We start from the raw sequence: 13,272 nt of genomic DNA on the forward strand, positions 1-13,272 counted from the left end.
GCCGCCGACGGTTCGCTCTGAGCGATGTAAAAGCCGCGGCGCGGCGTTGACCGCGCCGCCCGACCTTCATCAGCGGAGCTTTCCTCATGCGCTGGATCAACACAAGGCCGAGCCGGGGCGCGCAGCTTGCCTTGACGCTGCTGCCCTTCGTGCTGCTGATCGTTGCCTACACTTTCGGCTCGGTGGCACGATTGGCGGAAAATGCCAATGACAAGCTACTGCCCGGTCTTGCCGGTTTTGCCGATGCGATCGATCGCCTGGCCTTCATCGCCGATCCGCGCACCGGCGAATACCTGCTCTGGTCCGATACCGGAGCGAGCCTGGTGCGCCTGTTTGCCGGCCTTGGCATCTCCACGATCACCGCGCTCGTCATCGGCATGCTGATCGGCATGCTGCCTTATATGAGGGCTCTGCTCTCCCCTTTCGTCGCCGTTATCTCAATGGTGCCGCCGCTGGCGCTGCTGCCGATCCTGTTCATCGCCATGGGGCTTGGCGAAGCCTCGAAGATCGCGCTCATCGTCATCGGCGTTGCGCCGACGATGATCCGCGACCTTGCGCTGAAGGCGCTGGAGCTGCCGCGCGAGCAGATCGTCAAGGCCGAAACGCTCGGCGGCTCCTCCTGGCAGATCGGCCTTCGTGTCGTGCTGCCGCAGATCTTGCCGCGGCTGATCACCTGCCTCAGGCTTCAACTCGGTCCTGCCTGGCTGTTCCTGATCGCCGCCGAAGCGATTTCGTCGGATTCCGGTCTCGGCTACCGCATCTTCCTCGTCCGCCGCTATCTCTCGATGGACGTCATCTTTCCCTATGTCGTCTGGATCACGCTGCTCGCCGTGATCATGAATTATATCCTCGATCGCATCCGCATCGCCGTCTTCCCCTGGTCGGAGCTGGAGAAGCAGGCATGAGCGAACTGGTGGTCGAAAAGGTCTGGAAGGAATATGGCGACCAGATCGTCCTCGAAGACGTGTCGCTGACCGTCGCCTCGCGCGCCYTCGTCGCGCTCGTCGGACCGTCCGGCTGCGGCAAGTCGACGTTCCTGCGCATGCTGCTCGGCCAGGAGCGGCCAACAAGAGGGACCATCCGGCTCGACGGCGAAGCTCTGCCGCAGGAGCCAGGTCCGGATCGCGGTGTCGTCTTCCAGCGCTACTCCGTGTTCCCGCATCTGACCGTGCTCGGCAATGTGCTGCTTGGGCGCGAACTCTCAGGGTCTCGCTATAAAGCCAAGCTTTTCGGCGCTGCCCGTCGCAACGCCGTCGACGAAGCCCGGCGGCTGATTGCCGAAGTCGGTCTTTCCGGCGCCGAGGACAAATATCCGGCGCAACTGTCAGGCGGCATGCAGCAGCGCCTGGCACTGGCGCAGGCGCTGATCATGAAGCCGAAGGTGCTGCTGCTCGATGAGCCCTTCGGCGCGCTCGACCCTGGCATCCGCGCCGAAATCCACACATTGATGAAGCGGCTCTGGCACGAAACGCAGATGACCGTCGTCATGGTGACGCACGACATGCGCGAGGCCTTCACGCTGGCGACGCGCGTTGTCGCCTTCGAGCGTCGGCGTGACCGCCCGGAGGAAAAGGAGCGCTACGGCGCGACGATCACCAAGGACATTTCCATCTGGCCGCCCAGGCTCGCCGGCGCGCCCACCGTCTTCAGCCCCGACCGGGACGGCCCGGTCATTTCTCTGGGCCTTCGCCGGGACGACCCGGCTTCCRGTCCGTCAGGAGAAAAACCATGATGCATATCAGACGTTCGCCCGAAGAGATCGCCGCAAACCGGCAGCGCTATCAGGAACATCAGAAGAAGGGGCTTGAATTCGCGCCAAAGGCCTTGCCGGCGCCGAGCCCCGTGCCCGCCGCCGCCATCGATGCGGCTGCGATCATCCATCAGGAAACCATCCCCGGCGGCTGGTACTGGTCGACCGCGCTGAAGCGCGGCGAGGCGCTCCGCATTGATCAGGGCGAAGGCGGATCGACCGTGGCGCTCGTTGCCTGGAACGCCACTGATACGAGCGAACGGCTCAATCTCGTCGATACGGTCAAGGTTCAGTGGACGACCGCCCTCGGCAAGGGCCGCGTCATCTTCTCAGACATGGGCCGGGTGATGTTTTCGTTGATTGAGGACAGTTCCGGCGCCCATGACTGCCTGATGGGTGGTTCGACGGCAGCTTCGAACGCCGCAAAATATCCGGGCGTCAAGACCCGCAATACCCGCGACAATCTCGTGCTCGTCGCCGGCAAGCTTGGTCTCACCAGACGCGATATTCCTGCGATTCTCAATCTCTTCGCCCCCGTTCGCGTCGACGATGACGGCGGCTTCCACTGGCGCGGCAAACTTTCCAACAGCGGCGATTATGTCGAGCTGCGCGCCGAAATGGACATGATCGTCGGCCTTTCMAATTGCCCGCATCCGCTCGATCCCGACCCGGTCTATGCGCCGAAGCCGGCGATCGTCACGCGCTTTCGCGTGCCCGCGCCCGCAGTCGACGATCTCGCGCGCACGGCAACCGTCGAAGCCCTTCGCGGCTTTGAGAACAACGCCTCGATGCTGGCCTGAGGGAGGATGACGATGACCGATTTCATCAAGACTTCAGCTTCGCGCAGCCTCGAAAACGCCGTGCAGGAACATTTCATCCCGGCCGAAGCGCCGTGGTCCGGCATCGTGCGCAGGGGTCAGACCATCCGCATCGAGGACAGCTACGGCCAACAGGCAATCGATACACTGTTTTATCGCGCCGATGACTTTGCCGAGCGTTATTCCAACCAGGATACGATGCGGGCGCAAGGTGGCGCCTATATCGGCACCGGCACGAAGATCATCTCGAACGAGGGCAACGTCATGCTGGTCATGACGGCCGATAGCTGCGGCCGCCACGATACATCAGCCGGCGCCTGCTCCTGCGAGAGCAACACGGTGCGTTTCGGCCACGGCACCAAATACCTGCATGCCTGCCGCGACAATTTCGTGATCGAGGTGACAAAACACGGCATGAGCAAGCGCGACATCGTGCCGAACATCAATTTCTTCATGAACGTGCCGATCAAGCCGAGCGGCGAGATGACCATCGTCGACGGCATTTCCGCGCCTGGCGACTATGTCGAACTGGTGGCGGAGATGGACGTGCTCTGCGTCATCTCCAATTGCCCGCAGATCAACAATCCCTGCAACGGCTTCGATCCGACGCCGATCCGGGTGCTGATCTGGGACGGCGAGGACTGATCGATGTTCACCAAGGTTCTTATCGCCAATCGCGGCGAAATCGCCGTCCGCGTCATCCGCACGTTGAAGAGGATGGGCATTGCCTCAGTCGCCGTCTATTCCGATGCCGATCGATTCTCGAAGCCGGCGCTGACCGCTGATGAGGCCGTCCGCCTCGGCCCGGCGCCTGCTGCCGAAAGCTATCTTGACGTCGACGCCGTCATTGCCGCCTGCAAGGCGACGGGCGCTGAGGCCGTGCACCCAGGCTACGGCTTCCTCTCGGAGAATATCGGCTTTGCCGAGCGGCTCGCCGCTGAAGGCATCGCCTTCATCGGCCCGCGCCCAGAGCATCTGTCGGCCTTCGGCCTGAAGCATACGGCGCGCGAATTGGCGAAAGCGAGCGGCGTGCCGCTACTGCCCGGCACCGATCTCTTGCAGAGCGTCGATGAGGCGCTTTCGGCTGCCGAGACTGTCGGTTATCCCGTCATGTTGAAAAGCACGGCCGGCGGCGGCGGCATCGGCATGCAGCTCTGCGCCGATGCGGCCGGCCTCAAGGCCTCCTTCGAAAGCGTGCAGCGGACCGCGCGCGCCAGCTTCGGCGATGCGCGCGTTTACATCGAGCGTTTCGTTGCCGAAGCGCGCCATGTCGAGGTACAGATCTTCGGTGACGGCAAGGGCGGCGTGATTGCGCTCGGCGAACGCGACTGCTCGCTGCAGCGGCGGAACCAGAAGGTCGTCGAGGAGACGCCTGCGCCTGGCCTTACCGCGGAGACAAGGGCGCGGCTGCACAAAGCGGCGGTCGATTTGGGAAGCTCGGTCTCCTATGAATCAGCCGGCACCGTCGAGTTCATCTACGATCCCCAGCGCCAGGAATTCTATTTCCTCGAGGTCAATACCCGCCTCCAGGTCGAGCATCCCGTCACGGAAGCTGTCTTCGGCATCGACCTCGTCGAATGGATGATCCGTCAGGCGGCCGGCGAGGATGTGCTCTCGGGTGCTGGGGGTCTGACGCCGAAGGGTGCGGCAATCGAGATGCGGATCTATGCCGAGATGCCGCATGCCGATTTCCGCCCGAGTGCCGGCCTTTTGACCGAAGTCATTTTTCCGGAAAGCACCCGCGTCGACGGCTGGATCGAGACGGGAACCGAGGTCACGCCCTTCTACGACCCGATGCTTGCCAAGCTGATCGTGGCGGCGGCAGACCGGCCGGCGGCGATCGAGAAGCTGAAGGCGGCACTCGCCGAAACATCGATATCGGGCATCGAGACCAATCTCGCTTATCTCAAGGCGATCGCCGCTTCCGAATTGCTTGCCAGCGCCAAAGTTAAGACGACGGCGCTACGCGACTTCGCCTTCGTTCCCGATRTCGTCGAGGTTCTCGCGCCCGGGGCGCAGTCAAGCATCCAGGAACTGCCGGGCCGGCTCGGCCTCTGGCATGTCGGAGTACCGCCGAGCGGGCCGATGGACGAGCGCTCCTTCCGCCATGCCAACCGGCTGGTCGGCAATGACGATGTGACGGCTGCGCTGGAGTTGACCGTTTCCGGTCCGACCTTGCGGTTTTATGCCGACCAGACGATCGCGCTTGCCGGCGCGCGGATGCCAATGACATGCGACGGCGTAAAATTGCCGCATGACGCCCCGGTGACAATCCGCGCCGGTCAGACTTTATCGATCGGTTCAATCGAAGGACCGGGGCAACGCGCCTATCTCGCCGTCGCCGGCGGTTTTGCCGCTCCCGTTGTGCTCGGCTCGCGCGCGACCTTCGGCCTTGGCCAATTCGGCGGTAACGCCACCGGCACCCTGAAGACAGGGCATGTGCTGCATTTTGCCCGGCAGGTGCCGGCCGAACCGGTGAGACCGGCGACGGAGCCAGCCGCCTTGACGCGCGAATGGGATGTCGGCGTCGTCTATGGCCCGCACGGGGCTCCCGATTTCTTTCAGGACAGCGATATCGAGACGCTGTTTTCGACGGCTTATGAGGTGCATTTCAACAGCGCCCGCACCGGGGTGCGCCTGATCGGCCCGGCCCCGCAATGGGCACGTAGCGACGGCGGTGAGGCGGGGCTGCACCCCTCCAACCTGCACGACAATGCCTATGCCATCGGGGCGATCGATTTTACCGGCGACATGCCGATCATTCTCGGCCCTGACGGCCCGAGCCTTGGCGGCTTCGTCTGCCCGGCGGTGATTGCCCGCGACGAGCAGTGGAAGATGGGCCAGTTCAAGCCCGGCGACCGTATCCGTTTTCATGCGGTGGCGCGGCCGGAAGACCCGATCGCCGGCCCGGCGGTGCGGCGGCCCTCGGAAGAAACAGGTTCGCCGATCCTCGGCATCAGCGAGGATGGCCCGGTTTCTGTCGTTTATCGCCGCCAGGGCGACGACAATCTGCTCGTCGAATATGGGCCGATGACGCTCGATATCGCGCTGCGGCTGCGGGTGCATCTGCTGATGCAGGCGGTCGTCGAGGCCCGCCTCCCCGGCGTCATCGACCTCACCCCCGGTATCCGCTCGYTGCAGATCCATTATGACGGCACGCAGCTGACGCGCCGGCGCCTGCTGGGGCTGCTCTCCGAGATCGAGGCGACGCTGCCGGCAGCCCAGGACGTGACGGTGCCGAGCCGCATCGTGCATCTGCCGCTCTCCTGGAACGATCCGGATGCGGAACTTGCGATGCGCAAATATCAGGAGCTCGTGCGCCCGAACGCGCCCTGGTGCCCGTCGAACATCGAGTTCATCCGCCGCATCAACGGTCTTCCCGACGAACAGGCCGTCCGCGATATCGTCTTTGATGCAAGCTACCTGGTGCTCGGTCTCGGCGACGTCTATCTCGGCGCGCCGGTGGCGACCCCGACTGATCCACGCCACCGCCTCGTGACGACGAAGTATAATCCCGCCCGCACCTGGACGCCTGAGAACGCCGTCGGCATCGGCGGCGCCTATATGTGCATCTACGGCATGGAAGGACCGGGCGGCTACCAGCTCTTCGGCCGCACCATCCAGGTCTGGAACACCTGGCGGGAAACGCCGGCCTTTGCCAGGGGCAAGCCCTGGCTGCTGAACTTTTTCGACCAGATCCGTTTCTTCCCGGTCAGCAATCAGGAGCTGACGGAGGCGCGCGCGGCCTTCCCGCATGGGGGTTATCCGATCAGGATCGAGGAGACGGAATTCTCCTATGCCGCCTATGAGAAAGAATTGCAGATCAATTCGGCGTCGATCGGCCGTTTCAAGGCAACGCAGCAGGCTGCCTTCGATGCCGAACGCCAGCGCTGGAAGGAAGCCGGGCTCGACAGCTTCGTCACCGATGAAGGCACCGGCGAAAGTCCGGATGGGGATATTCCCGACGGCTGCTTCGGTGTTGCCAGCGCCGTGCCCGGCAATATCTGGAAATTGCTGGTCGAGCCGGGCGCCCCGGTTGCGGCCGGCGATACACTCGCCATCATCGAATCGATGAAAATGGAAATCAACGTCACCGCCCATGCGGCAGGCCGCGTCCGCGATCTGCGCGCCGGGCCGGGAAGAAACGTCAAAGCCGGCGATATCATCGTCGTTCTGGAGGAATGCTGACATGCTGCCGACCATCCTCGATCTCTCAAGCCTTCGCGCCGCCTATCAATCCGGCCTGACACCGCTCGATGCCATCGAAGAGGTGATCTCCCGCCGCGCCGCCTCTAGAGATGCGGCAATCTTCATCACCCCGGTGCCGGATGAGGAATTGCGCGCTGCCGCCAAAGCCTTGATGGCACGTGCGCCCGAGGCAAACAGTCTGCCGCTCTGGGGCATTCCCTTTGCGGTGAAAGACAATATCGATGCCGCCGGCCTGCCGACGACCGCCGCCTGCCCGGCCTATGAGTATCGGCCGGAGGCGGACTCCACCGTCGTTGCCCGGTTGAAGGCGGCTGGTGCCATCATCATCGGCAAGACCAATCTCGACCAGTTCGCAACCGGCCTCAACGGCACGCGCTCGCCCTATGGCGCGCCGCGTTCGGTCTTCGATGCGGCCTATATCTCAGGCGGTTCGAGTTCCGGATCGGCGGTCACTGTGGCCTCCGGCCTTGCTGCCTTTGCGCTCGGCACCGATACGGCAGGCTCCGGCCGGGTGCCGGCTGCCTTCAACAATCTGGTCGGCATCAAGCCGACGCCGGGCCTCCTGCCGAATACTGGCGCTATACCGGCCTGCAAGAGCGTCGACTGCATCACCATCTTTGCTGCGACCGTCGGCGACGGTGTTGCGATCCGCAAGGTTGCCGAAGGCTTCGATGCCGCCGATGCTTTCTCGCGTCGCGCCAAGCCGGCGAACCTGCCTGTGTCGGGTTTGCGCATCGGCGTCCTGACCGACGCCGAGCGGGAGTTCTTCGGCGACAAGGAGGTGGAGGCGCTCTACGACCAGGCGATCGAGCGGGCCAGAGCGCTCGGCGCGACCATCGTGCCTTTCGATTACGCGCCATTCCGCGAGGCCGCCGCGCTTCTCTATGACGGGCCGTGGGTCGCCGAACGTCTGGCGGCGGTCGAGACCTTCCTCGCCACGAACGCGGCCGATTTCGACCCGACGGTGCGGGGGATTATCGAAGGCGCCAAGGGCAAGACCGCGGTCGAGGCTTTCAACGGCCGATACCGGCTGGAAGAATTGCGTCRCAAGACCGAGGCCGAATGGGCAAAGGCCGACGTGCTTCTGCTGCCGACCGCACCGACCACCTACACCGTTGCGGACATGCTGGCCAATCCCGTCGTGCTCAACGGCCGCCTCGGTCGCTACACCAATTTCGTCAACCTTCTCGATTGCGCGGCGATCGCCGTTCCGGCCGGCTTCGGCAAAGGTGGGCTGCCGGGCGGCGTGACCGTCATTGCACCTGCCTTCACCGACGACGCGCTGGCGCCGCTTGCCGATGCGCTGCACCGCGCAGCAAGCTCCGGCATGGGCATCGACCGGCAGGCTGCGATCCCCGAAGCAAGCCGTGTTGTGCCTGGCGATGACGGATTCATTGAAATCGCGGTCGTCGGTGCGCATCTGACCGGCATGCCGCTCAATCACGAACTGGCAGGCGCCGGCGGGCGTCTGGTCAAGACCTGCCGCACGGCCGGCGACTATCGCCTCTTCGTCTTGCCCAATACCACGCCAGCGAAACCAGGGCTGCTGCGCGAACCCGGCCATAAGGGTCAGGGGCTGGAGGTCGAGGTCTGGGCACTGCCGGCCGATGCTTTCGGCAGGTTCGTCCAGAAGATTCCGGCACCCCTCGGCATCGGTAAGCTGACGCTCGAAGACGGTTCCAGCGTCTCCGGCTTCGTCTGCGAAGCCCATGCGGTGAAAGGTGCCGAGGAAATCACCGCACTTGGCGGCTGGCGCAACTATATCAGCGCCAAGCTGGCGAGCTGAGGAGAGCCTTGCATGGCAGCAAAACTTGTCCGGCGCCTGATCGATCTGCTGCGGGACGGTCTGACCGCCCGCAGCGAAGCGATCGGCAGCACCTGTGTCAGCCCTGGCGGTTCTGAGAGCGTTCGGCAAGCTCGACAATGATGCCGTCGGGATCGCGAACGAAGGCGATCTTGTTCAGCATCTCGGAGTGGACGGCGAAGCGCGGCCGCTCCTTGATCTCGACGCCCGCCTGTTCAAGGCGGGTGAAGGCCTCGTCGACATTGTCGAAATGGAAGGTGAGGTGCCGGACGCCGGCCGTATCTTCAGGCACGTCGACCGCCCTCGACGCGCCGCCGGGCGGCGCAAAGACCTCCAGCATGCCGCCGCCTGCATCGAGGAATGCTACCTGCATGCCATTCGCCATCGTCTTACGCAGCACTAGGCTGAGGCCGAGCAGGCCACAGTAGAAATCGACGGTGCGGTCCATGTCGCTGACCGTCATGCCGACATGCTCGAAGGATTTCAGCATGGGAGAGCCCTTCCCGATTCAGACGGTGGCCGCAGCACGCCATTCCCCTGCCGGCAGCCAGGAGCGGTAGAGCGGATGATCGGCGGCGATCGGCATCGGCGTCGGTTGTCCGGTGCGCTGCGAGAAATAGGCGGCCGTTACCAGTTCCAGCGAATTGCGGGCATCCTGCAGCGTCACCGGTGGGTCGGTGTCCTCGACGATCGCCTTGTGGAAGAGCTCGAACTGACGGGTGTAGCCATCCTCGCCAGGCACATAGGCGGCAAGCACTTCGTCGATCCGGGCCTGATGTTCCTCTGTCCCGGCGACGAAAGTCCACGGGTCACGGCCCATCGTATAGGGTTCGATGATGCTTTCGGCGACGAGGTCGTTGAAGCAGAAGCGCAACCGCGAGATCTCCTTGCGCGAACCCAGCGTCATCGACAGCGTCGCCAGCGAGCCATTCTGCATCCTCACCGAAAGGGCTGCCGTATCCTCGACCTCGATCGGATTGACCAGCGTCGCCCCATAGGAAAACACCTCGGCGCAGGGGCCATGTACATAGTTCAGCATGTCATGAGCGTGGATGGCGTGGCCGAGAAGGCCGCCGCCCAGTTCGCTCGCCCATTTGCCGCGCCACGGCACGGCATAATAGTCCGGACCGCGCCACCAATGGGTTTCGATCGTTGTCAGGAACGGCTTGCCGGCCAGGCCGCGCTCGATCAGCAGCTTCAGCTTCTGCAGGCCGGAGCCATAGCGATACTGGAAGATCGGCATCAGCTTCCTGCCGGGGTAACGATCGAGGATGCGCCCCATCTCGTCAACCTCGGCGATCGAGCCGAAGAGCGGCTTCTCGCAGATCACGTGCTTGCCGGATTCGATGCCCTTGCGGCAAAGTTCGAAATGCGAGCTCGGCGGCGTCGAAATGTCGATGATGTCGAGATCGTCACGGGCAAACAGCGCATCCGCATCCTGCGTGTATTCGCCAATGCCGTATTCCTCGCACAGCGCCTTGCCGCGTTCCTCGTCGAGCGAGCAGAGCACAGGAACCTCGAAAAGCTCCTTGTTCCAGCCGAAGCCGGCGAGATGCCGCGCAGCGATGCCTGCGCCGATGACGCCGACGCGCAATTTCCTGGTCATGATATCCTCCTCAGCGAGCGCCGATGCGCGCGGCTTTCGCCTGGGCTTCGAGCGAAAGACGGCAGACTTCAAAAACGTGATCCTGGGTCATCGCCGTCTGCGTGCGGTTGCCAACGTCGGCGGTGAACGCGTCGAAATAATCGAGCTTTTCGCCGCTGCAATCGATATGGGTCATTTCCTTGCCGTTGACCAGGAAGAGATGATCCTTGCCCGGCCGGCCGGCAATATCGATATACTTGCGCAATTCGATGTAGCCATCGGTGCCGAGAATGGTCAGGCGCCCGTCACCCCAGGTCGGCAGCGCCTCCGGCGTGAACCAGTCGACACGGACATAACCCGCTGCCTTGTCGGAGCGCAGAAGGACCTCGCCGAAATCCTGAAAGGCGGGCTTGTCAGGCATGCCGAAATTGCCGATCGAGCTTGCGATGACCTCGCCTGTGGTCGAGCCGGTATAGAACAGGAACTGGTCGACCTGGTGTGAAGCTATATCGACGATGATGCCGCCGAAGGCCTCGGGATCGAAGAACCAGTCCGGCCGGGTCGGCAGTTGCAGCCGGTGAGGACCGACGCCGAGCGTCTGGATCACTTTGCCGATCGCGCCTTCGGCGACGAGCTTGCCGGCCTTGACGGCGGAGCGCACGCAGTGGCGCTCGGAAAAGCAGATCGAGAAGATCTTGCCTGTCTCGGCAACGGTGCGCCTGACGTCCTCGAGTTGGGCGAAGGTCGTCACGCCAGGCTTGTCAGTCATCACGTCTTTGCCCGATCTCATCGCGCGAATGGCAAGTCCGGCACGATCGCGGGGGATTGCGGAAATGCAGATGACGTCGATCGACGGATCGTCGAACAGCTTTTCCCGGTCAATCTGCGGCGCGTCAGGATAGGTCTTCTCAAAGGCCTCGCGCAGTGCCGGCACCGAGGTCTGCGGGCAATAGCCGACGAATTCGCCGCCCGAAGCAAGCAATCCCTTCACGTGATCAAACGTATGCCCATGGTCGATTCCGACGACGGCAAATCTCAACATCGCTGCAATATCCTCCTGGGATTTTCGTGTAGCCGGCTGACGCCAGCCTCCTCCATGTCGCGCAAAACAGATAACGAAAGCCGGCTCCTGTCAAGGCAAGATGGAGGGCAAAATCGTCGCGACCTGTATATAAACATTTGAAATATAACAGTTATTTTGTATCTAAATAGTTATTTTGTGGCCTTTTGCAATTGGATTCCCGAGGAAGCCCGCCGCTTGAGCCGATCAGGCAAAGGTCTTTTTCCCCCTCGCATCTTGCCCCGTCTTCATGAATGTGATCGATTTTGGTCGTCGCCGGGTCGGAGGGCGGCAACACCCCGCAATTTTTAAAAGAGCTCTTCTCGCTCGCCTTGATGGAAGATCACCATGTCTCAAGCTCTTCTCGATGTCGCCGCTTCGGATGGTCTTTTTGTCGGTCGCATCTGGAATCCCGAAGCGGAGGGACCGAGCATTGTGACGTTACGCGAGGGCGTGCTTCTCGACATCACGTCGCGCGAGGCGCCGACGCTGAGTGCACTGCTCGAGCGGCAGGATGCCGCCGCCTTCGTCCGTGCAGCAAGTGGCAAGGCGGTTGGCTCGCTGGCGGACATCGCCGCCAACAGTACCGGAGCTCCGGATCAAACGCGCCCTTATCTCCTTGCGCCCGTCGACCTGCAGGCAGTCAAGGCCTGCGGCGTTACATTTGCGCAGTCGATGATCGAGCGCGTCATCGAGGAGAAGGCGGCAGGCAATCCAGAACGCGCCGCCTCGATCCGCGAGCGTGTCAGCACGCTGATCGGCGGCAGCCTCACCAATCTTAAAGCGGGCTCGCCGGAGGCTGCCAAGGTCAAGCAGGCGCTGATCGACGAGGGCATGTGGTCGCAATATCTCGAGGTCGGTATCGGGCCGGATGCCGAAGTCTTCACCAAGTCGCCGGTGCTTTCCTCCGTCGGCTGGGGTGCGGATGTCGGCCTGCATCCGATCTCGACCTGGAATAACCCCGAGCCCGAAATCGTGCTTGCGGTCAACAGCCGCGGCGAGATCAAGGGGGCAGCCCTCGGCAACGACGTCAACCTGCGCGACGTCGAAGGCCGCTCGGCACTGCTGCTCGGCAAGGCCAAGGACAACAACGCCTCCTGCTCGATCGGTCCTTTCATCCGCCTGTTCGATGCCGGTTACAGCCTGGATGACGTACGCAAGGCCGAACTCGACCTGAAAGTCACCGGCCAGGACGGTTTCGTGCTGCACGGCAAGAGTTCGATGTCAAAGATCAGCCGCGACCCGACCGATCTCGTCAAGCAGACGGTCGGCGCCCATCATCAGTATCCCGATGGTTTCATGCTTTTCCTCGGCACGCTGTTTGCGCCGACGCAGGACCGCGACGCGCCAAAGCAAGGCTTCACCCACAAGATCGGCGATGTCGTCGAGATTTCCTCGGCGGGCCTCGGCGCGCTGGTCAACACCGTGCGCCTTTCCACCGAATGCCCGCCCTGGACCTTCGGTATTTCGGCGCTGATGAGCAATCTGGCGAAGCGCGGGCTTCTCTAACTTTTTGATTTTGCGAATTTCCGGGCGGAAAATCGCATCGCACTTTYCCTGGAAATGCTTCAGCTACTGGTTTCTTCGCCTGCCCTGCAGCAGATCGAGGACGGAGTTTGCCGCTTCGAGAACATTTGTGCCCGGGCCGAACACGGCTGCAACGCCGTGTTCGTGCAGGAATTCATAGTCCTGACGCGGGATAACGCCGCCGCAAACGACGATGATATCGCCACCGCCCTGTTCCCTCAGCCTGTCGATCAGCTGCGGTAGCAGCGTCCTGTGACCGGCCGCCAGCGACGAGACGCCGACGACATTGACCTTTTCGCTGAGTGCGACGCCGGCAGCTTCCTCCGGTGTCTGGAAGAGGGGACCGGCGAGTACATCGAAGCCGATGTCGCCGAAAGCCGAGGCGATCACCTTGGCGCCTCGGTCGTGTCCGTCCTGACCGAGCTTGGCAACCATGATCTTCGGCCGGTGCCCCATGGCTTCCGTCACCTCCGTCATGCGAGTCTTGAGCACGGCGAGTTCCGGCTCATTTTCATAGGC

The 13,272-nt window shown here is 63.0% G+C and carries 11 protein-coding genes; 7 read left to right on the forward strand and 4 right to left on the reverse strand.

Annotated elements, in window-relative coordinates; all coding sequences use genetic code 11:
• The first annotated feature begins 86 nt into the window (after positions 1–86).
• The 6 genes from AC1D1Z_RS27820 to atzF are packed head-to-tail and all read left to right on the forward strand — an operon-like array spanning position 87 to position 8,563.
• Complete coding sequence (locus AC1D1Z_RS27820) at positions 87–905, forward strand: ABC transporter permease (RefSeq protein ID WP_018247022.1); 819 nt, start codon at positions 87–89, stop codon at positions 903–905.
• Positions 902–1,732 carry an ABC transporter ATP-binding protein gene (locus tag AC1D1Z_RS27825; protein WP_477852218.1) on the forward strand — a complete coding sequence of 277 codons (831 nt, stop codon included), beginning with the start codon at positions 902–904 and terminating at the stop codon, positions 1,730–1,732. The genes AC1D1Z_RS27820 and AC1D1Z_RS27825 overlap by 4 nt, the downstream gene beginning before the upstream one ends.
• Positions 1,729–2,550 carry an urea amidolyase associated protein UAAP1 gene (locus AC1D1Z_RS27830; protein WP_131647146.1) on the forward strand — a complete coding sequence of 274 codons (822 nt, stop codon included), beginning with the start codon at positions 1,729–1,731 and terminating at the stop codon, positions 2,548–2,550. Before AC1D1Z_RS27825 ends, AC1D1Z_RS27830 begins: the two co-directional genes overlap by 4 nt.
• Positions 2,551–2,562: 12 nt before the next feature.
• Positions 2,563–3,213 (forward strand): urea amidolyase associated protein UAAP2, encoded by a 651-nt coding sequence (locus tag AC1D1Z_RS27835; RefSeq protein ID WP_131647145.1) that lies wholly within the window; start codon positions 2,563–2,565, stop codon positions 3,211–3,213.
• Between the two features lie 3 nt (positions 3,214–3,216).
• Positions 3,217–6,756, forward strand: coding sequence for an urea carboxylase (uca, locus tag AC1D1Z_RS27840; RefSeq protein WP_477852220.1), 3,540 nt, complete (start codon positions 3,217–3,219; stop codon positions 6,754–6,756).
• 1 nt (position 6,757) lies between these two features.
• Positions 6,758–8,563 carry an allophanate hydrolase gene (atzF, locus tag AC1D1Z_RS27845; RefSeq protein ID WP_477852221.1) on the forward strand — a complete coding sequence of 602 codons (1,806 nt, stop codon included), beginning with the start codon at positions 6,758–6,760 and terminating at the stop codon, positions 8,561–8,563.
• Positions 8,564–8,660: 97 nt separating this feature from the next.
• On the opposite strand, the gene AC1D1Z_RS27850 is transcribed toward atzF, so the two are convergent.
• The 3 genes from AC1D1Z_RS27850 to AC1D1Z_RS27860 are packed head-to-tail and all read right to left on the reverse strand — an operon-like array spanning position 8,661 to position 11,208.
• Complete coding sequence (locus tag AC1D1Z_RS27850; protein ID WP_131647142.1) at positions 8,661–9,071, reverse strand: VOC family protein; 411 nt, start codon at positions 9,069–9,071, stop codon at positions 8,661–8,663.
• Positions 9,072–9,089: 18 nt separating this feature from the next.
• Positions 9,090–10,187: a Gfo/Idh/MocA family protein gene (locus tag AC1D1Z_RS27855; RefSeq protein WP_018448934.1), complete on the reverse strand. Its 1,098-nt coding sequence runs from the start codon at positions 10,185–10,187 to the stop codon at positions 9,090–9,092.
• 10 nt (positions 10,188–10,197) lie between these two features.
• On the reverse strand, positions 10,198–11,208 hold the full coding sequence (locus AC1D1Z_RS27860) for a Gfo/Idh/MocA family protein (RefSeq protein WP_131647141.1): 1,011 nt from the start codon (positions 11,206–11,208) through the stop codon (positions 10,198–10,200).
• Between the two features lie 366 nt (positions 11,209–11,574).
• Between AC1D1Z_RS27860 and AC1D1Z_RS27865 the strand changes: the two genes are divergently transcribed.
• The gene (locus AC1D1Z_RS27865) at positions 11,575–12,735 is read left to right on the forward strand and encodes a fumarylacetoacetate hydrolase family protein (RefSeq protein WP_130654130.1); all 1,161 of its coding nucleotides are present in this window, start codon (positions 11,575–11,577) and stop codon (positions 12,733–12,735) included.
• A 63-nt stretch (positions 12,736–12,798) separates the two neighbouring features.
• Here the strand turns inward: AC1D1Z_RS27865 and AC1D1Z_RS27870 are convergent.
• The coding region (locus tag AC1D1Z_RS27870; RefSeq protein WP_477852224.1) for a cobalamin-dependent protein at positions 12,799–13,272 on the reverse strand (474 nt) is incomplete at its 5' end.

It is taken from the genome of Rhizobium sp. P1_E1 (assembly GCF_056406015.1).